This window comes from Gordonia sputi NBRC 100414, from assembly GCF_000248055.1.
Taxonomy (GTDB): Bacteria; Actinomycetota; Actinomycetes; order Mycobacteriales; family Mycobacteriaceae; genus Gordonia; species Gordonia sputi.
Genome location: NZ_BAFC01000042.1, coordinates 1 through 19,402, shown reverse-complemented (window position 1 = coordinate 19,402; position 19,402 = coordinate 1). Strand labels below are relative to the sequence as shown.

The 19,402-nt window shown below is 65.6% G+C and carries 16 protein-coding genes; 5 read left to right on the top strand and 11 right to left on the bottom strand.

The features are described 5' to 3' along the window. Positions 1–69: 69 nt before the first annotated feature. From GOSPT_RS05430 to GOSPT_RS05410, 5 genes are all read right to left on the bottom strand, one after another. Positions 70–732, bottom strand: a complete 663-nt coding sequence (locus GOSPT_RS05430; RefSeq protein ID WP_005203874.1) for a TetR/AcrR family transcriptional regulator — start codon at positions 730–732, stop codon at positions 70–72. Next, positions 729–2,063: a cytochrome P450 gene (locus GOSPT_RS05425; protein ID WP_005203871.1), complete on the bottom strand. Its 1,335-nt coding sequence runs from the start codon at positions 2,061–2,063 to the stop codon at positions 729–731. Before GOSPT_RS05425 ends, GOSPT_RS05430 begins: the two co-directional genes overlap by 4 nt. 142 nt (positions 2,064–2,205) lie before the next feature. After that, the gene (locus GOSPT_RS05420; protein ID WP_039854921.1) at positions 2,206–3,225 is read right to left on the bottom strand and encodes an o-succinylbenzoate synthase; all 1,020 of its coding nucleotides are present in this window, start codon (positions 3,223–3,225) and stop codon (positions 2,206–2,208) included. Between the two features lie 26 nt (positions 3,226–3,251). Then, positions 3,252–4,055, bottom strand: a complete 804-nt coding sequence (locus GOSPT_RS05415) for an alpha/beta fold hydrolase (RefSeq protein ID WP_373278528.1) — start codon at positions 4,053–4,055, stop codon at positions 3,252–3,254. Positions 4,056–4,105: 50 nt separating this feature from the next. Further along, positions 4,106–7,891, bottom strand: a complete 3,786-nt coding sequence (locus GOSPT_RS05410; RefSeq protein ID WP_005203858.1) for an nSTAND1 domain-containing NTPase — start codon at positions 7,889–7,891, stop codon at positions 4,106–4,108. 192 nt (positions 7,892–8,083) lie between these two features. On the opposite strand from GOSPT_RS05410, the gene GOSPT_RS05405 reads away from it, so the two are divergent. After that, positions 8,084–8,383, top strand: a complete 300-nt coding sequence (locus tag GOSPT_RS05405) for a response regulator transcription factor (protein ID WP_005203855.1) — start codon at positions 8,084–8,086, stop codon at positions 8,381–8,383. Between the two features lie 267 nt (positions 8,384–8,650). Here the strand turns inward: GOSPT_RS05405 and GOSPT_RS05400 are convergent, their stop codons facing one another. Then, positions 8,651–9,589, bottom strand: a complete 939-nt coding sequence (locus GOSPT_RS05400; protein ID WP_005203845.1) for an alpha/beta hydrolase — start codon at positions 9,587–9,589, stop codon at positions 8,651–8,653. Positions 9,590–10,049: 460 nt separating this feature from the next. Between GOSPT_RS05400 and GOSPT_RS05395 the strand changes: the two genes are divergently transcribed. The 4 genes from GOSPT_RS05395 (at position 10,050) to GOSPT_RS05380 (ending at position 13,497) form a co-directional block, all read left to right on the top strand. Continuing rightward, positions 10,050–10,859 carry a CDP-diacylglycerol diphosphatase gene (locus GOSPT_RS05395; RefSeq protein ID WP_005203842.1) on the top strand — a complete coding sequence of 270 codons (810 nt, stop codon included), beginning with the start codon at positions 10,050–10,052 and terminating at the stop codon, positions 10,857–10,859. A 463-nt stretch (positions 10,860–11,322) separates the two neighbouring features. Next, positions 11,323–12,216, top strand: coding sequence for a TIGR04222 domain-containing membrane protein (locus tag GOSPT_RS05390; protein WP_005203840.1), 894 nt, complete (start codon positions 11,323–11,325; stop codon positions 12,214–12,216). Positions 12,217–12,265: 49 nt separating this feature from the next. Beyond that, positions 12,266–13,117: an MbnB/TglH/ChrH family RiPP precursor modification enzyme gene (locus tag GOSPT_RS05385; protein ID WP_005203839.1), complete on the top strand. Its 852-nt coding sequence runs from the start codon at positions 12,266–12,268 to the stop codon at positions 13,115–13,117. Continuing rightward, the gene (locus GOSPT_RS05380) at positions 13,114–13,497 is read left to right on the top strand and encodes an SCO6045 C-terminal-like domain-containing protein (protein ID WP_051993748.1); all 384 of its coding nucleotides are present in this window, start codon (positions 13,114–13,116) and stop codon (positions 13,495–13,497) included. Before GOSPT_RS05385 ends, GOSPT_RS05380 begins: the two co-directional genes overlap by 4 nt. A gap of 71 nt (positions 13,498–13,568) precedes the next feature. Here the strand turns inward: GOSPT_RS05380 and tuf are convergent, their stop codons facing one another. The 5 genes from tuf to GOSPT_RS05355 all read right to left on the bottom strand — a co-directional run bounded on the left by tuf (position 13,569) and on the right by GOSPT_RS05355 (position 19,218). Next, positions 13,569–14,759, bottom strand: coding sequence for an elongation factor Tu (gene tuf / locus GOSPT_RS05375; protein WP_005203838.1), 1,191 nt, complete (start codon positions 14,757–14,759; stop codon positions 13,569–13,571). Between the two features lie 174 nt (positions 14,760–14,933). Then, complete coding sequence (gene fusA, locus GOSPT_RS05370) at positions 14,934–17,039, bottom strand: elongation factor G (protein WP_005203837.1); 2,106 nt, start codon at positions 17,037–17,039, stop codon at positions 14,934–14,936. Positions 17,040–17,176: 137 nt separating this feature from the next. Further along, on the bottom strand, positions 17,177–17,647 hold the full coding sequence (rpsG, locus tag GOSPT_RS05365) for a 30S ribosomal protein S7 (RefSeq protein WP_005170081.1): 471 nt from the start codon (positions 17,645–17,647) through the stop codon (positions 17,177–17,179). Positions 17,648–17,653: 6 nt separating this feature from the next. Beyond that, complete coding sequence (gene rpsL, locus GOSPT_RS05360) at positions 17,654–18,025, bottom strand: 30S ribosomal protein S12 (RefSeq protein WP_005170078.1); 372 nt, start codon at positions 18,023–18,025, stop codon at positions 17,654–17,656. Between the two features lie 479 nt (positions 18,026–18,504). Next, positions 18,505–19,218: a hypothetical protein gene (locus GOSPT_RS05355; RefSeq protein WP_039854860.1), complete on the bottom strand. Its 714-nt coding sequence runs from the start codon at positions 19,216–19,218 to the stop codon at positions 18,505–18,507. Positions 19,219–19,402: the final 184 nt, after the last annotated feature.

Genomic DNA, 19,402 nt, shown 5'->3' with positions numbered 1-19,402 from the left:
GCACACTTCCTCGTTCACTGAACCCACCGACGCGACTTCGCATCCACCCTAGGGCGTGGGAACGCACTCTCACCAGATCATCGGAGCGAGGAACGTCGCCGCGAAGTGACGCACACTGCTCGGCTCGCGCCGCGAATCATCCGATGCCGGCATTTCCAGATACGAGATGACCAGTCGCACATGAGTTTCCACAGCTTGAGTGAGATCGTCGGCGGGCATCTGCGCGCCCGCGTCACGCAGCACTGCGGCGATGCGCGCCGTGGCGACCTCGACGAAGAGCGCACCGAGTTCGGCGGTGAGTCGCTTCACGCCGTGATCGGCGAGAATCAACCGGTTGAGCAGCGGATCGTCGGAGATCATCTGGGCGCCACGATAGAACGCCTCAACGACGGCGTCCGACGGCCCGAGTCCGGCCACCGCGGCGCCGAGTGTGCGCATACCCCGCTCGTACCGGTCGGCCGCGACCGCGAGCAGCAGAGCGTCTTTGTTCGGGAACCGGCGATACAGCGTGCTTCTGCTGACCCCGGCGCGCGCGGCCACCGCATCGACGTTCGCCTGCGCTATCCCGGCAACCGTGAACTCGTCGGCCGCAGCGGCGAGGATCGCCGTCTCCTGGTCCGCGGGACTGCGGGTGTTACGACGCTTACGCTGTCGGACGTCGCGAGGCGGCTCCCCCGACTCCCCAGCGTGTGCGGCGCCAGCAGTACGTTCCGCTGCTCGTCGAGCGGTCATCGCCGCCACAACGTGACGGGGAGCCGGTCGTTGGGAACCGGTAATGCGCTGTAATCCATCGGCATTCGATAGTCGGCGGGCACCGACCACTCGTAGCCGCGCAGCAGTTGATGCATGATCGTCTTGATCTCCATCTGCCCGAAGTACAGGCCGATGCACTTGTGCACGCCACCACCGAAGGGCGCCCACGCCATCCGGTGCTGTTTGTCCTCAGCACGGTCGGGCATGAACCGCTCGGGGTCGAATCGGTCGGGCTCCGAATAGATCTCAGGGTCGCGATGATTGGTCAGCTGCGAGATCGAGACCATCGTGCCCTCAGGGATGAAGAAGTCGCCGATGCGGGTGTCGGCGATCGCCGCGCGCGGCTGGGACGGCACCGGCGGACACAGCCGCAACGACTCCTTCATCACGAGGTCGAGAGTGCTCAGCGAACCGAGATCGTCGTATCCGAGTTCGCTTGGCAGCTCATCTGATTCGTCGCGCGCACGCTGTTGCCACTCGGGGTGGCGGGCCAGGTGGTATGCCATCTGAGTCATGGTGATCGTCGAGGTGTCGTGTGCGGCCATCAACACGAAGATCATGTGGTTGACCACGTCGTCATCGGTGAAGCGTTGCCCCTCTTCGGTTTCGGCGTGGCAGAGCACCGAGAACAGATCGGGAGTCTCCCGCGCCCGTTTGTCGGCGATCGCGGAGGAGAAGAACTCTTCGAGAACTCGACGCGATCGCAGACCCTTCCACCAACGTCCACCGGGAACAGGTTTGCGCACCAACGCAACTCCCGCACGCACCGTCTCGATGAACGCCTTGTTGAGACGGTCTGCCTCGTCCCGAGGCAGTTCGACGCCGAGGAACACCTCGAGCGCGACGTCGAGCGTCAGTGCTTTGAACTCGTTGGCCAACAGCACCTTTTCCGTGGGGAACCGCTGCATGCGATCGAAAATCATGGGCGACATCTCCTGCATGTAACCCTTGAGTGCCGTGTTGGAGAACACCTGCTGCATGAGCAGCCGGTGGTGACGGTGCTCGTCGAAGTCGAGCAGCATCAGACCGCGATTGAAGAACGGACCGATGAAGTAACCCCAGGCGGGCCCGTTGGCGAACGCACGGTCACGGTTGCGCAGGATCTCGTCGGCGGCGTCGGCTCCGGATGCGACCACCACCCTCAGCCCGAGCGCGTTGATTCCGTAGATCGGGCCGTACGCAGCGCGGCGCGCAGCCGAGTAGCCGAACGGGTCGCGGCGCATCGACAGCACCTCGAGCATCCCGTTGCGGTCGGCACACGGGACCGCGCGCAGTCCACTTCCCGCAGGCGCTGGAGCGATGATCGTCATGTCGCAGCCTTCCGTCCAGGTGGATCAGAGCAGGTGGATCTGAGCAGCTGGACCAGCTACACAACCGACCCGCACCCGAAGTGAGCGCACTGTCGATGTGATCCAGCTCTCACCCCATTGGAACAGATCGGCGCAAATGTCTCTATGGTTTCGTGAAGTCCGGCTCGGCGCCGCGTCGACGCAGCACGTCGTGACACCGGCGCACACGGTCGTGCCACCACGCTGTCCGCTCGGGATCGGCGGCGGCGTCGTCGGACACGAGTGCGGCGTCGGGGCCAAACCATCTCGGGGCGACGACGCCGTGTTCGGGCAGGAACGGGTCCGCGACGTCGACGGCGAACAACGAGCCGGTGCCGAGTCCGCACGCGAGGTCGAGACGGTCGAGCGCCGCCGCGGCAGCCACGCCCGCAGCCATTCCCACCGCAGTGTCGAGGGCGCTGGACACCACGACGGGCAGACCGATCTCGTCGGCCAACCGCAGTACCGCACGCATGCCGCCGAGGGGTGCCACCTTGAGCACCGCGACGTCGGCAGCGTCCGCGGCGACGACCCGCATCGGGTCGGCGACTTTACGGATCGACTCGTCGGCGGCAATCGGTACCTCGACCGCACGACGCACCTGGGCCAACTCGTCGACGGTCGCACACGGCTGTTCCGCGTACTCGACGTCGCCGATCGCACGGATCGACGAGATCGCCTGCGCCACAGACCACTTCCCGTTGGCGTCGATCCGGACCCGAGGTATCACGGCGCGAGCTGCCGCAACACGGTCGACGTCGTCGGACAGCGACTGCCCGGGCTCGGCCACCTTCACCTTGGCTGTCGTCGCTCCCGGGTAACGAGCCAGGATGTCGGCGACCTGGTCGGCGGCGACGGCAGGCACCGTCGCGTTCAGCGGAACGGAGTCACGTTGTGCGGCAGGCGGTCCGAGGTAGGCGGCTTCGATGCCGGCCGCCAACCACGCCGCCGACTCCTCGTCGTCGTACTCGACGAACGGACCGAACTCGCCCCATCCCGCCGGACCACGAAAGATCAGCGCCTCGCGGCGGGTGATACCGCGGAACCGTGTCCGCATCGGCAACGCGACGACCCGCGCGGTCTCGAGGATCTCCTCGACCGGGGGCAGCGATGACCCGCTCGGGGCGGCATCTGTTTCCGTCATGTCGGCACCCTTCATTTCCCCGTCGTTCATGTCACCACCGAGAGGAAGTCGCCCGCCAGACTCACGAACCGAGAGCCCTGATCACGGTGAACCGAGTGGCCGGCGTCGATGATCTCGAATGAGCCGTCGGGAAGTCGCTCGCTCAGCGCCCGAAGATGCCGTGGCGGAAGGAAACTGCGTTCACCGCCGGAGATCACCAGTGTGCGCGCACGCACGTCGTCGAGTGCGGCCCACCACTGCGGTGCGGCGACCGCGAACTCGGCATTGACCTGATCGGTGACCGACCGGTCGTAACGCAGGAACGGCCGCGGATCGGCGAGCAACTGTCCCAGGCCGCGTATGCGTTCGCCGAGTGTCGCGTCGACCGCGATCTCCTCGGCGAGATCGGCGTCATCGCGGGGCATCGGCGGGACCTCCTCGAGCACGAGGCATCGGACTCGCCCGGGTTGATCCATCGCGACACGCAGCGCGGTGTGCGCACCGAGGGAGTGGCCGGCGAGGTCGACGGTATCGAGACCGAGTTCGTCGAGTACGAACGCGACGTCGGACCGAAAATCATTGAGCCCGTATCGCTTCTCGCGACTGCTCACTCCGTGCCCGCGCAGATCCATCGACACAACTGCGCGGCCGCGGCGTCGTAGTGCCTTGGCGAACGCCCGCCAGGTGGTGTGGTCGGAGGCCATGCCGTGCACCAGAACCACCGGTACGCCGTCGTCGAGTGACCCCGACACCTCGACGGCAAGCGATTGCGCTCCGGATGTCGTGGGTCCGGACGTCGTAGCTCCGGACGTCGTATCGGTGTCGATGCGGGGCCGACGGAATGTACGCACGTCTACCAAGGGTAGTCACGCGGCGTGTCACAGACCTGCGGGCGGGCCGGTCACCGCCTACACGGCGAGGTGTAGTCGAGACCGCGGATATACGTGCGCCACTCCTCCGGCGTGATCGGGTCGGCGCCGTGAGCGCACTGTTCGTCGATGATCTGTCCCGGGCTCAGTGTCCAGGTCTCCATGAAGCCTCCCTGCCCTGCCGCGACGATGCGGTCGCCGGGGAGGAAGCGGACGTCGTACACGCGGCCCGGATACGACCGCAGCACCACCTCTGCCTGAGCATCAGCGAGGTTCCACACCCACACCTCTGAGTTGCTCCCACCCGCGATCACCCTCTTGCCGTCCGCGGAGAATCCAGCGCTGTAGAGCTGCCCGGCAGGTCCGGACAGTTCGGCCGTCCTGCGCGGATGCCGCTTGTCGGAGATGTCGGCCACCTCGACATTGCGTTCCTCCGACGTCGACACGATCGATGTGCCACTGGCGCCGAAGCGCACCGACAGCGCCGAGGCCTTGAACGTGATCGGATCGGGATATGCCTGCGGCGCAGCGGGATTGGAGAGATCGATCAGTCGCACCGGACCCGTCACCGTTGCGACGGCGGCCGTGCGCCCGTCGGGACTCAGAGACGCCCACGCGATCCCGCCGCCGGCGTCGAACGTGGAGACGACACGAGGGGCCGACAGCGTCGTGGCGTCGATGACCGTCAGGTTGTTGCCGTCGGTGGCGCCGGTGACCGCCAGACCGGACTTCTCGCTGTAGTCGACAGTCTCGTTGAGTGTCGGTTGCGCCGCGACGCTGCCCACGACGCGTGGCTGTTGCGGATTCGAGTAGTCGGCAAATTGCACTGTCCCGGTGACTGTTCCGGTGGTGACCACGCGACCCGACGGAGACATCACCACGGCACCCGAGTACACAAGTCCCGCAGCAGGTATCAGGTCTGGTCCGCCGCGCACGATCGCTGACGGCTCGACGCGCCACTGCGTGATCCGACCGTCGGTGCCCGTGTCCGCGGCGACGATCGTCGTCGCGTCGCGGTTCGCCGGTATCTGGTAGACGCTGTTGGTACCGACCGACGTCATGCCGAGAACCGGAGGCCAGTCCTGGACCCGCCCGTCCTCGCTCGACGAGACGATGTCATCGCCCGCAAAGACCACCGACACCGAGTTCGACGACCCGGTCAGAACCCGAGGTGCCGCAGCCGGATTCGAGCGGTCGAACACCCGAATCGTGTTGTCGGCACCCGCGCCGACGACTTTCGTGTCGTCGCCGTTCAACGCCACCGCATTGACGTAGCTGTTGAAACCACCGAAACGCGCCACCGAGCGTGGTGCTGCGGGATTCGCGACGTCGAACTCCTGGATCACCCGACTCCGCAGCCCGGCGAGCAGTCGCGTCCCGTCGCGCGTGTAGACGAGTCCCTGCGCGAGTTCGTTGTCGCGCCATTCGTCGAGTGGTATCTCGCCCGACGGGACGAGCGCGTCACCGTCGATCCGCCAGAGATCCACCCGGCGGTTCGCGCTGCTGGTCGCCAGCGACTTTCCGTCCGAGCTGAACGCTGCCGCCCCCGCGACGCCCGCGACCTTCGCGGGCAACGGAACCGACCGCCAGGTCTGCCCCTGTGCTACCCATGCCTCGACACCCCTGTCCGGAACAGACGCCACGACAAACCGGCCGTCCGGGCTGACGGTGAGTCTGTTGATGTCGCCACTGACATCGGGAAAGTCGTAGCGCCGCAACGGATGTGCGGGATCGGCGATGTCCCAGGCGGTGATCGTTCCGCGTCCGCCGAGTAGCAGCGTGCGGGCGTCGGGCATCAGTGCGACACCCGCCAACCGCCCGCCACCGCCGGGCGCACGGAACTCGGCGACCCTCGACTGCACCCCGTCATCGTCGACCTTGAAGAGACGGACCTGACCGCCCGCGCCCGCCGCCGCGATCAGTGAGCCGACGCGCGACATGAGCACCGAGCCGGGGTCGCCGAGATATCGGGTCGGCACGCCGCGGCCCGTTGCGTCAATCAGACGCGAACGTGCCTCGAGCGTCGGTGATGCCTCGTAGGCGATCATCGCCAGCTGCGCCGCCATGAACGGATCACGCTCACCGAGTTCTGCCGACTGCACCGACAACTGCCGGCTCAGTGCCTCGTTTCTCGCAGTCTCGGCGGCCTCTCGCTGATGGACGGCGTTCACACCCGCGGCGACGGCGGCGACAGCACCGATCACCGCGACGACCCCGAACACCGCGGCGAACAGTGCCACGCGCCGCAACTGAGCGGATCGACGCTTCTCGCGGTCTGCCTCTGCCGATCGTCGAGCGGTCGCGGCAGCCAGGAACTCGCTGCTGACCGGGTCGATCGGGTCGTCGTCCGACTCCTGCGCCAGTTGGTCGAAGACCTCCAATCGCGGCCCACCGATCAGCATGTCGTCCGGCCTGCCGTCGGCGTCCCACGGTTCGGAGTACGCGCGCAATCTCCGACGCAACAGGAGTTGTTCACGGTCGTCGTCGATCCATCCGCGCAACCGCGGCCACGCGGTCAGCAATGCCTCGTGGGTGACCTGCGCATGCGACGACGACACCGTCACGAGGCGGGACGCCGCGTAGTTCTCCAGCACGTGCGCGGCGCGGGAGTCCCCGTCGGCGGTCAGTTCGTCGAGCGGAACCCGACGTCGGGTGACCCCGTCCTCGTCGACGTTGACCATCGCGAGCAGCATGCGTCGCGCGATCTGTTGCTCGTCCGCGGACAGCTCTCCGTACACCTTCTCCGCTGCCTGCTCGACCGCACCGCCGATGCGCCCGGTCGCGAGGTAGTCGCGCACGGTCATCCGCCGACCGTCGGATTGTTCCCAGGTCGCGAGCAGCGCGTAGGAGAGCAGGGGCAGATCACCGGCTGCCGTCGAGCCCGCCGCGGGCACGGCGTCGTCGAGGAGCATGTCGACGAGGTCGGGCTCGACCTCGACGTCGGCGACGCGCGCCGGCCCGACGATGACTTCACGCAACTGCTCACGCTGCATCGGCGGAACCACCAACTGGGCGTTCTCCAGCGTCTTGGGCACCCACGGCACGACGCGTCCGTAGAAGTCGGCGCGCAACACCCCGACGGGGACGATGTCGGAGCCGGGCGCCTGCGCGGCGTCGAGAATCCGCGTGATCGCCTGCTTGCGCACGTCGTCGGAGTTCTGCGTCCACATCTCCTCGAGCTGATCGATCACGAGCAGCGCGGGCCGATCGGTGTTTTCGTGCGCGGCCAACTCGTCCATCGCCGCGTCGAGGGCCGCCAAGGCGTCGTCGCCCGGCGTCATCACCGCGCACCGCCAACCGGCGAGCGGCCCCTCGTGGACGACCTGCGCAAGGAGGCCCGCACGGACGAGCGACGACTTTCCGACACCCGACATTCCGACGACCATCACGCCGCGCGCCATACCGCTGGTCTCCCGGTCGGCGCTGCGTGTCGCGACGATGAGGTCGACGAGTCTGGCCACCAGCTCGTCGCGTCCGAAGAAGTATTGATCGTCGGCAGCGTCGAACGTCGCGAATCCGCGATACGGGGAGTCGGGCCGAGTCCGACGACGGCCGGTCCTCCGCGCACTGCGTTCGACGGCCTCCCACCAGGCGGCAACATCCTCGGGATCGGTGACACCGCAGACTCCGAGAACCCTCTCGAACATCTGACGGCTCGCGCGGGTCGGTGCGTGCTGCCCCGCGAACCAACCGGCGACGGTCCCGAGCAATGCGTCCGCATCGGCCGCGACATCCCGCACACTCAGCCCTGCACCGACACGCAATTCCGTGAGTGCGCGACCGAGTTCTTCGCGCGTCGTCACCGACTCCGGCGTCATCAAGCCTCCTGCTCTTTTGTGCAGGTCAGCGTATCGACAGTCGTATCGACTTGCTGTACGGACGCGCCACATTCGACGCGTCGGAAGCACTGCGGTGAAGATAATTCAACCGATGGGACGACAGGTTCGATCACTATCACAACCGTCGACCTCACGGCCCCCAACCGCACTCGGCGTGAACGCAGGGAGTCCATGCACCAGACACCGCTAGTCCAGAATCGACCGATTCCCCTCCATCGAATCGATGCCGCCACCCAGGGGCCGTTGCGCGCGCGGCTGTCCGCGCGCGAGGTCGAGGTCCTCGTGGCGTGGCTGCACTCGGAGTCCAAAGAGGAAGCCGCTCGACAGCTGTTCCTGGGTGCGACGACCGTCAGCACCCATATCTCCCGAATCCGGGCGAAGTACAGCGCGGTCGGCAGGCCCGCGCCGTCGAAGGCCGCGCTGTTCGTCCGAGCCATCCAGGACGGCTACGTCGACCTCGCCGATTGGTGACGCGGGCATAGGTATTGCCAATCGTCGGTAACGCGGATCGTCGAGGTTGCCAATCGTCCGTGTCGCGAATTGTCCATGTCGCGGATCGTCGAAGTTGAATATCGTCCACATCGCACATCGTCGATGTCACGCCCGCGGCCGCGTTGGTGTGACGGGCAACCGCTCCCCATCCTCGGTCACGGGCGTGACATCGGCGTCGCAGAGGACGTCCACGTCAGTCAGACCGTTCCGCGCGTCGCATCCCCTGAAAACGCGCGGAAACATCGGTCACCTGTCGTGGAACCACCTGCTGTTCTTGGCCCGCCAGACCATGTCCTCCCAGTACGCCCACGTGTGGGTGCCGGTACTCGGGAAGTCGGTGGTGACGGGGATCTTCTGGAGGGCTGCGGCGACCTCGAAGGCGCGGGTCTGCGCCAGCGCCGCGACCTCGAGAGGCGTTCCCTTGATCGACGAGACCGCGTCGGTGTTGTAGCGCCCCCACGTTGCCGAACCCGAGGCGATGCGGATCTTCATCCCTCGCATTCTGGGCAGCTGCACGAGCGGGTCGTTGCGCTCCCAGCGCGGATTCCACGGCGGGCCCCACATCGCGTCCGCGCTCAGCGGTCCGACGCCCGCTTCGACCCCGGCGTCGATGAGGGCGACGCGAATCGCCTCGCGCATGGTCGGCGCGGAGAGGTTGAGGTAGCCCGACATCGAGAAGATGTCGGAGATGCGGTTGCGGTGGTAGGCGCCGTAGATCATCGCGGCGTTGCCGCCCATCGAGATGCCCATCATGGCGTACTTCTGTTTCGGTCCCACCGCGAGACCGCGTGCGTCGAGCGCACGGATGATCCCGTCGAGGCGGCACGTCCAGCGGTACCGGTAGGCGATCTTGCTCGCCGGGCTCTTGGTCTCCCAGTCGGAGTAGAAGCTCGCGAGGCCGCCGACCGGCTGGATGACGTTCACTCCGGAATCCGCCATCCGCTGGATATGCGTCTCGTGGCGCCAACCACTCATATCGCTGGTGGCACGCAGGCCGTCGAGCGCGATGACCGTCTTGTAATTGCCCGCGCGCGTCCACATGTCGACAGGGGTGGCCGGCATCCCGCAGCCACCGACATAGAAGCGGCCGAAGTAGGCAGCATTTGCCGACCCCGCATTGACCAACCCGACGCTCAACGCCGTCGCGACCAGAACCACCACAACGACCACACGCCGCACGGACACGACGGACCACCACGATCTCTTACGCACCGGTGAACCGTATTGCGGCCGCCCGCACCCATGCCAGGCCAATCGGACGTCGTGACCACAGGTCTCCGACATTGAGACCGGGCAGTTACCAAAGTGGCAGATGTGACTCATGTTAATTAGAGTTACTCGTTTGCTTAGCTCGGACGCCGCCGTCGCGGTCGAGTCGAGAGGGGCGCCACGCCGTCTACGTCTGCCGAACGCAGGACACGAATTGCCCGCTTTCACGTAGTGACCGTGCCCGCACGTGGAACGATGATCCCGCACGAGCCGCCGCGCTCGACGCCGATGGCCACCAGCATCGACGTCGAAGACCACCTGAATCGGCGAGAGGCCAGAGATGAAGCCCCTACTGCGTACGACGTCGTTTCGGACAACACCACGAGCGTGCGGGGGTCGACGACTGGCCGCACTCGCCATCGGTGCGGCGATCGCCATGAGCACAGCATTCGGAGGCGGCATCGCCACAGCCGCACCCAAGGTCGCGCCGCCACCGGCAGGGTGCGGACTCGACTCGGACTCCGGAAAGACGGACCCCCGATTCACACTCTGGGACGACGTGAAGGGTGAGACGGGCGTCAAGCCGTTCAAGCCCGGCAACCTCGACGTCGTGACGCCCGCGGCGAAGTACCAACCCGACAAGAAGCACCCCAAGCGTTACGCGATACGCCTCGGCGGCGATCATCCCGGGCACGGCGACGATTACCTGCTGGTGCCGACCAATCGCATCAAGGGCATCGAATGCTCCTACCTGTGGGACGGCTCGCAGTTGAACCTCTGGTACTCCGCATGGGCGGAGGCCCAGAAGTGGGTCACCAAGGTTCCCGCGAAACCCCTTGCCATTGGCGTGAATTCAGCCGAGGCACGAGGGAAGGATCAGCTTCACATCCACCTCGCGGTGGCCAATCCCGCGACCGTGTCGGCGCTCAAGGCGATCAAGAATCCGCAGCGGAACCTTGATAAGTGGACCACGACCAACGTCAACCTCCCGGTGAATGATCCGCACAAAACGAAGACGAGCGCGCAGTTCCGTGTCGTGAAGTACACCGGCTCGCTGCCGAACCTGTTCCGAGTTCTCCACAAGCAACTCCCCAAGGGCGAGGCGATGTACACGCAGTCGATCGCCGTCATCGACGCCGGCACGCCCAACACGTACTACGTCCTCAACAGCACACCGAATCTGCCGGGACAGTCACCGGCCCACGGAACCGGGCTCGCCGACTACGTCTACGGGTGGGGCGTGTAAGTCGTTCACGCGCTCGACAGCGATTCGTCGAATCATTGGTCGTCAGTCACGAATCGGTGACGAAGTGCGGCGGGGAGTGGCTATTTGCGACGCCGCCCCGATACTGAGATGACCTGGCGCGGTGCACGTTCCACGCCACACAGCTCTTCGATACCAAAAAGAAGGAGGTGGTCATGAACAACGACACCGAGACAACAGATGACGTACACGATCACCTCGACGTGACCCAGCTCTGACCTTTCCTGGTCCACGGGTCATCTTGCGCGGCAACAACTCCCGACAAGGCTGATAGCCCCCTCCGGGTACGCCGCACTCCCCTGCGCCCAACCCCATCTCGGGGTCCGTCGGGCACCCACACATCGACGTTCCAGCCGACCTGCCGGCACCGAGGATCTACGCGATGGCGCGTTGCTGATCCGCCGGCGACCTGTGGTCGACCCCTTCACGAAAGGTGGTGGTACACATGCACAGTCAGAACACCTGGGGAATCTCCGGGCCGGTCTTCCTCGTCATCTTCGCCACAACATCCGTTGCATGCTGGCTCTGGGCGATCTGCGACATCTACCGCGCACGACGCATCCGCCTCGACGATCCGATCGAACGACTGACACCCACGGAGATCGGCATGCTGGTCTCCGATCGCAACGCACACCTCGCGGCGCTCACACAACTACTCACGCAGGGATACGTTGATTCCGACGGCCGGCCGACCCCCACGCCGTCGCGCACGAAGTCCCGACTCGATCAACTGTCTCGCACGATCCTCGAGGCACTCCGCAACCAGTCGGGAAAGCCCAACAATGTGGCCAGAACAACCCGGTGGGCCCGCACCGACCTACGCAACGAACTACGCGCACGCGGCTACCTCACGACGCCCTCCGCCCGAGGCGCCCGACTCGCGTTGGTGCTCGTCATGGTCGTCGGCGTGATCCGGGTCATCGCGGGGCTGAGCAACGGAAAGCCGACCGGCCTGCTGCTCGCCTTCCTCTTCGCCGACCTGATGTTCCTGCCGCTGGTGGCATGCATCCAAGAACGACGCACGATCCGCGGCAACACGGCATTGGCCGCCGCACGATCGAGGAACCGACATCTCCGACCTGAACTACGGCCTGCCGTACGCACATATGGTCCGACGGCCGCAGCGATCGGCGTGGCGCTCTTCGGCATCCGCATCGTCGAGCTCGTCGATCCCCCCTTCGCAGCCAACGCGAAAGCATCGACCGGGCACTTCGGCGGCTCGTGGAGTGCAGGTGGCGACTTCGGAGGCGGCTTCGGTTCGTCGAGTAGCTGCGGTTCGTCGAGTAGCTGCGGTTCGTCGAGTAGCTGCGGGGGCGGCGGCGGAGGCTGCGGCGGGTGAGCGAGTCTCACCTACCTACTGCCATCACGACACGACAAGGAGCAGTCCCATGACACTCAACTTGCCCGCCGGGATCGGCATCGGGTGGCGTCCGGAGATCTCCGGGGTCGTCGCGCAACTCTCGGGTCTCGGCTTCTGTGAGGTGATCGCGGAGTCGGTACCCGCACTCGACGACCCCCACTCCTGGCTTCCCGACCTCATGGCACTGGACGTCCCGATCATCCCGCATGGAGTGGGACTTTCACTCGGAGGCGCAGAACCCGTTACCTCGCAACGGATCTCAGCACTCACTCGCTGCGCGGAAACGCTCCACGCACCATTGGTCAGCGAACACATCGCATTCGTTCGGGCGGGCGGCGTGGAGGCGGGACATCTTCTCCCCGTCCCACGTAGCCGCGAGGCCCTCGATGCACTGACCGACAACATCCGCCGCACACAGGACCGCCTGCCCGTGCCGTTGGCGGTGGAGAACATTGCATCACTGGTCGAGTGGCCCGACGACGAGTACACCGACGGCGAGTTCCTTGCCGAACTCGCCGAGCGCACCGGCGTGTATCTCCTCGTCGACGTCGCGAATGTCTATGCGTGCGCTGCCAATCGGGGTTCCGACCCCTCCTCAGACCTCGCCCGACTCCCGCTCGAGCGGATCGCATATTGCCATGTGGCGGGCGGCGAATCCGACGGCGAGCTCTACCACGACACCCACACCGCCCCGGTGCCCGACGACGTGCTCGCGTTGGTCACGCAACTCGCGGCAACAGGTCGGGCCGGCGCGTTCCTGCTCGAGCGTGACGGGCACTATCCGCCGGCAACCGAACTCGTCGACGAACTGCATGCCATCGCCGACGCCGCGGGCGTAGACCGGCCGATGTGGAATCACCCGTGGGAGTGCGCATCATGAACACGCACGACGCCGTCGAATGTCACCCGATCGAATCGCGGTCCAACAGAAGGCCGACGCTGGCCGAACGCCAGAGCGCTCTCGTAAGTGCGCTCGTCTCGGGCGGGCCACCTCCCCCGGGATTCGACGTCGACCGACTGAAGGCAACGGAAAATGCCCTGCTGCGCAAGCGATGTGGCGAAGCAGCACGGCGGCTCCCGCAGGTTCGTGCACAGCTCGGCACGCGGTTCGACGACGCGTTCGTCGCCTGGGCACGCGGACGAGCTCCGGCCGGATCTTCGTATGACGCACAGGGTTTCATCGCGCACCTGATCGACACCGGGCTGTGGTCGCCACCCCGAGCGCGGCGTCGAATCCTCCGGCGGAGCCGAGGAAAATGAAAGGCGCCCGGTCACTTTCGTGACCGGGCGCCTTCGTTGACTCAGTGAGTCAGATCATCGGTGAAACGAAATCACTTGATGATCTTGGTGACTCGACCCGCACCGACGGTGCGGCCACCCTCGCGGATGGCGAAGCGCAGGCCCTCGTCCATGGCGACAGGCTGGATGAGCTTGACGCTCATCTCGGTGTTGTCGCCCGGCATGACCATCTCGGTGCCCTCGGGGAGGGTAACGACGCCGGTCACGTCCGTGGTACGGAAGTAGAACTGCGGACGGTAGTTGTTGAAGAACGGGGTGTGACGGCCGCCCTCGTCCTTGGACAGGATGTACGCCTGGCCCTCGAACTCGGTGTGCGGGGTCGTGGTGCCCGGCTTCACGATGACCTGGCCACGCTCGACGTCCTCACGCTTGAGGCCGCGGAGCAGCAGACCGGCGTTGTCGCCTGCCTGAGCCGAATCGAGCAGCTTGTGGAACATCTCGATACCGGTGACCGTGGTCTTGGTCGACTTCTCGCGGATGCCGACGATCTCGACTTCCTCGTTCACCTTGACCTCGCCGCGCTCCACACGACCGGTGACCACGGTGCCGCGGCCGGTGATCGTGAAGACGTCCTCGACGGGCATCAGGAACGGCTTTTCGGTCTCGCGAACCGGATCCGGGATCGACTCGTCGACAGCGTCCATCAGGTCCTCGACGGACTTGACCCACTCGGCGTCGCCCTCGAGAGCCTTGAGCGCCGACACCTTGACAACCGGAGCGTCCTCGTCGAAGTCCTGGGCGGCCAGCAGTTCGCGGACCTCCATCTCGACGAGCTCGATGATCTCTTCGTCGTCGACCATGTCGGCCTTGTTCAGGGCGACCAGGATGTAAGGCACACCGACCTGGCGGGCCAGCAGCACGTGCTCGCGGGTCTGCGGCATCGGGCCGTCAGTGGCGGCGACCACGAGGATCGCGCCGTCCATCTGAGCAGCACCGGTGATCATGTTCTTGATGTAGTCGGCGTGACCCGGGGCATCAACGTGCGCGTAGTGGCGCTTCTCGGTCTCGTACTCGACGTGGGAGATGTTGATCGTGATACCACGAGCCTTCTCCTCCGGAGCCTTGTCGATCTCGTCGAAGGCAGATGCCTTGTTGAGCTCCGGATACTTGTCGTGCAGGACCTTGGTGATAGCCGCGGTCAGGGTGGTCTTGCCGTGGTCGACGTGACCGATGGTGCCGATGTTCACGTGCGGCTTGGTCCGCTCGAACTTCGCCTTCGCCACTTGTTTGTCCTCCTGGACTGTGTTGCTCTACTGGGCGGATCCCAGCAGGGGTTTTCTCTTACGTTGTCCGCGTCGTACGAACACCCGTATTGCGTGCCCGCGCGGAACACACTGCGTGCCCGCACGACGCGTGCGCCGTTGGCGCGCGGTCAAAGCCGGAGACCGGCCGGCGAATTACTCGCCGGTGGCCTTGGCGATGATCTCCTTCGACACGTTCGCCGGAACCTCGGCGTACGAGTCGAACACCATGGAGTAGTTAGCTCGACCCTGGGTCCGCGACCGGAGGTCGCCGATGTAGCCGAACATCTCCGACAGCGGCACCTGTGCCTTGACGACACGTGCACCACTGCGCTCCTCCATGGCCTGGATCTGGCCACGGCGGGAGTTCAGGTCGCCGATCACGTCGCCCATGTAATCCTCAGGAGTCGTGACCTCGACGGCCATGATCGGCTCCAGGATTACCGGGCTCGCCATCTTCGCAGCTTCCTTGAGGGCCTGCGAACCGGCGATCTTGAAGGCCATTTCCGACGAGTCGACGTCGTGGTACTGACCGTCGAGCAGCGTGACCTTCAAGTTGACCAGCGGGTAGCCGGCGAGGACACCGTACTGCATGGCATCCTGCGCACCGGCGTCGACCGACGGAATGTACTCGCGCGGGACGCGACCACCGGTGACGGCGTTCACGAATTCGTAGGTCGCACCATCCTCGGCATCCACAAGGGGCTCGAGCTTGATGATGACCTTCGCGAACTGGCCCGAACCGCCGGTCTGCTTCTTGTGCGTGTACTCGTGCTTGTCGACGGCCTTGCGGATCGTCTCGCGGTAGGCAACCTGGGGCTTACCCACGTTGGCCTCGACCTTGAACTCGCGCTTCATACGGTCGACGAGGATGTCAAGGTGGAGCTCACCCATACCGCCGATGACGGTCTGGCCGGTCTCGTCGTCGAGCTGCACGGAGAACGTCGGGTCCTCTTCGGCGAGCTTCTGGATCGCGGTACCGAGCTTTTCCTGGTCGGACTTGGTCTTCGGCTCGATCGAGACGTTGATGACCGGGTCCGGGAAGCTCATCGACTCGAGGACGATGGGCGCGCTCGGGTCGCACAGGGTGTCGCCGGTGGTGGTGTCCTTCAGACCGATCATCGCGTAGATGTGGCCCGCGGTGGCGTCCTCGACCGGCATTTCCTTGTTGGCATGCATCTGGAAGAGCTTGCCGATGCGCTCCTTCTTGCCCTTGGTCGCGTTGAGCACCTGGGTGCCCGCCGTGATGTGGCCGGAGTACACGCGGACGAAGGTCAGCTTGCCGAAGAACGGGTGCGCGGCGATCTTGAACGCCAGTGCGGAGAACGGCTCGTCTGCGCTGGGCTTACGAGAGAGGATCTCCTCTTCGTTGCCAACGGCGTGACCCTCGACGCTCGGCACGTCCAGCGGGGACGGCAGGTAGTCGATGATCGCGTCGAGCATCGGCTGGACGCCCTTGTTCTTGAAGGCCGAACCGCAGATGACCGGGTAGTACTCACGCGCGATCGTCAGCTTGCGGATGGCGCCCTTGATCTCCTCGACCGAGAGCTCCTCACCACCGAAGTACTTCTCCAGCAGCTTCTCGTCGCTCTCGGCGACGATCTCGAGCAGCTTCTCGCGGTACTCGGCAGCCTGATCGACGAGATCAGCAGGGATCTCCTCGATGGTCGGCTCCGCACCGATCTCGACGGTGCCGCGCCAGGTAATCGCCTTCTGCTCGATCAGGTCGACGACGCCGTCGAAGTTGTCCTCGGCGCCGATCGGAAGCTGCAGAACCAGCGGCTTCGCGCCGAGGCGCTCCTCGATGGTGCGCACGGTGAAGAAGAAGTCGGCACCGAGCTTGTCCATCTTGTTGACGAAGCAGATACGCGGGACGTCGTACTTCTCTGCCTGCCGCCAGACCTGCTCGGACTGCGGCTCGACGCCTTCCTTGCCGTCGAAGACGGCAACGGCACCGTCGAGCACGCGCAGGCTGCGCTCGACCTCGACCGTGAAGTCGACGTGGCCGGGGGTGTCGATGATGTTGATCTGGTTGCCGTTCCAGAAGCACGTCACGGCGGCGGAGGTGATGGTGATCCCCCGCTCCTTCTCCTGCTCCATCCAGTCGGTGGTCGAAGCACCGTCGTGGGTTTCACCGATCTTGTAGTTCACACCGGTGTAGAAGAGGATTCGCTCGGTCGCGGTGGTCTTGCCGGCATCGATGTGGGCCATGATGCCGATGTTGCGAACCTTTTTCAGGTCGCTGAGCACTTCCTGTGCCATTCCGTTCCCTTCGGGAAATCTTGGGACTAAAGGCTGTCTTGTTTCTAGCCGCGGCTGCGCAGCCCACCCTCGCAAGCTCGGGTGGACTGGCCGCTCTTCGCTCCGCTCCGAGCGGCCAGTGCCCGTGGGCGGTTACGTCACCAGCGGTAGTGCGCGAACGCCCGGTTGGCTTCTGCCATCTTGTGGGTGTCCTCGCGACGCTTGACCGAAGCGCCGAGGCCGTTGGAGGCATCGAGCAGCTCGTTGGCCAGGCGCTCGACCATGGTCTTCTCACGACGCTGGCGGCTGAACGTCACCAGCCAACGCAGTGCGAGGGTGTTGGCGCGGTTCGGCTTGACCTCGACGGGCACCTGGTAGGTGGCACCGCCGACGCGGCGGCTCTTGACCTCGAGGGTCGGCTTGACGTTGTCGAGCGCGCGCTTGAGGGTGACGACCGGATCAGTGCCGGTCTTCTCACGAGCCTGCTCGAGGGCCTGGTAGACGATGCGCTCGGCAGTCGACTTCTTGCCGTCGAGGAGGATCTTGTTCACGAGCTGGGTGACCAGCGTCGAGCCGTAGACCGGGTCGTTGACGAGGGGGCGCTTGGGTGCGGGTCCTTTACGTGGCATCGCTTATCAGCTTCCCTTCTTGGCGCCGTAGCGGCTGCGAGCCTGCTTGCGGTCCTTGACACCCTGGGTGTCGAGCGAGCCGCGGATGATGCGGTAGCGAACACCGGGGAGGTCCTTCACACGACCGCCGCGCACGAGCACCATCGAGTGCTCCTGGAGGTTGTGGCCTTCACCCGGGATGTAAGCGGTGACCTCGACGGAGCTCGTCAGGCGCACGCGGGCGACCTTACGGAGCGCGGAGTTCGGCTTCTTCGGGGTGGTGGTGTAGACGCGGGTGCACACGCCGCGACGCTGCGGGCTTCCCTTGAGGGCCGCCGTCTTCTTCTTGGCGGTCTTGTCGTGACGGCCCTTGCGGACCAGTTGGTTAATCGTTGGCACTTGTGAGTTTCATTCCTCTGTTGTCGTCGTGTCGTGGTTTGTGCTCCGGGCAAGCGCTCAGAGCGGATAAATCCGATTCTGGTTGCTTCCACAACTCGCCCCACCGGCACTTCTGTGCTGGTCAGTACAGTTATTTCTACCCCGAGGTCGGGCGTGTCAAGCACCCGACAGCGGACTGGCTTGGTGTCGTCCGGCGCGCCTGGCGCGTGCCGAGGCCTTCTCTGAGAGAGAATGATCTCGATCCGATCGCCACCGGTAACCCGGCGAGGGCATGCGGACGTTGCCCGGGCAGCCGGGCACCGACGATCCACTCTACCGACCTGATTTCCACAGGTCAAAAAACGGATCCACAGCCCTACCTGCAGCTCTCGAGCAGCTGAACAGGCGGTGGCGTATACGGGTTCCCAACGACAGTCGACGACGTCTTGTTCCCCGCATCGTCGCTGGTAGGACCCCGATACGTGCGGTTGCACCGACGATCAGTGCGCGAGAAGCACCTTCAGCAACACCACCATCGCGGCAAGTGCAGCCGTGACGATGCCCGCGACGATCACCGTCACGCTGACCTCGTTTCCGCGCACACGCTCGACGACGATCGGCACGCTCGCGATACGCAGCACCACGACCGCTCCCGCGATCCCGTGCGCCCACGCCGTCGGCAACACGTCGGCCCAACCGAGCGCCAGCGCGATTGCGGGAAGTATCGCCGAGGAGATGATGGGCGTCGCATCGCGCAGCTCGTGTCGCACGTGCCTCCGCGCGGCGTCGCCTGGTCGCTCGGGCTTGGGGGTGTGGGCGTTGGGTTCGGGGTCGCGGGGTTCCAGGGCGTCGGGTTCAGCGGCGTCTGGTTCCGGGGCGTCGGGGGCGTCAAGGTGATCAGACTGCGACTCGTCGGCCTGTGTGTCGTGACCGTGTGCCTCCGGGATGCTGCTGCCCGCGACCAGGTCGGCGAAGACGTGGGCGATGTAGGTCGTCAGACCGGTCCCGAGCACCAGCCAGACCGCTTCGCCGTTCTCGACCGCGTGAGCCGACGCCGTCACCAGCGCCGCGAGCACCATGATGTTCCCGTAGACGTACGCCGACAGTCTCGACGCCGCACGTCGAGGCGGAAGCGGATCTCCTCGACGCCTGGTAAGGATTCTGCGCCACTCGGCGCGCGGGGTGCGTCGGGTCGGCCGGGCCTGCGAGGTCATGGCCCGATGCTGTCACGCCGCAGCAACCACGGACGCAAGTAGACGGATGCGGGGCAAAATTCGCGTCAGCGACCTTTCCCCTACTTTCCGCACGGCCAGACACCGCCGCGCCCTCGCGCTGATCAAGCCCCACCCCGCCGATCGAGCCCCACCCCGCCGATCGAGCCCCACCCCGCTGATCGAG

Coding starts and splice junctions, on each gene's coding strand:
- GOSPT_RS05390 (WP_005203840.1), top strand. CDS start 11,323: ATGCACAGTCAGAACACCTGGGGAATCTCCGGGCCGGTCTTCCTCGTC.
- GOSPT_RS05355 (WP_039854860.1), bottom strand. CDS start 19,218: ATGACCTCGCAGGCCCGGCCGACCCGACGCACCCCGCGCGCCGAGTGG.
- rpsG (WP_005170081.1), bottom strand. CDS start 17,647: ATGCCACGTAAAGGACCCGCACCCAAGCGCCCCCTCGTCAACGACCCG.
- GOSPT_RS05395 (WP_005203842.1), top strand. CDS start 10,050: ATGAGCACAGCATTCGGAGGCGGCATCGCCACAGCCGCACCCAAGGTC.
- GOSPT_RS05405 (WP_005203855.1), top strand. CDS start 8,084: ATGCACCAGACACCGCTAGTCCAGAATCGACCGATTCCCCTCCATCGA.
- GOSPT_RS05385 (WP_005203839.1), top strand. CDS start 12,266: ATGACACTCAACTTGCCCGCCGGGATCGGCATCGGGTGGCGTCCGGAG.
- GOSPT_RS05420 (WP_039854921.1), bottom strand. CDS start 3,225: ATGACGGAAACAGATGCCGCCCCGAGCGGGTCATCGCTGCCCCCGGTC.
- GOSPT_RS05425 (WP_005203871.1), bottom strand. CDS start 2,063: ATGACGATCATCGCTCCAGCGCCTGCGGGAAGTGGACTGCGCGCGGTC.
- fusA (WP_005203837.1), bottom strand. CDS start 17,039: ATGGCACAGGAAGTGCTCAGCGACCTGAAAAAGGTTCGCAACATCGGC.
- GOSPT_RS05380 (WP_051993748.1), top strand. CDS start 13,114: ATGAACACGCACGACGCCGTCGAATGTCACCCGATCGAATCGCGGTCC.
- GOSPT_RS05430 (WP_005203874.1), bottom strand. CDS start 732: ATGACCGCTCGACGAGCAGCGGAACGTACTGCTGGCGCCGCACACGCT.
- GOSPT_RS05410 (WP_005203858.1), bottom strand. CDS start 7,891: ATGACGCCGGAGTCGGTGACGACGCGCGAAGAACTCGGTCGCGCACTC.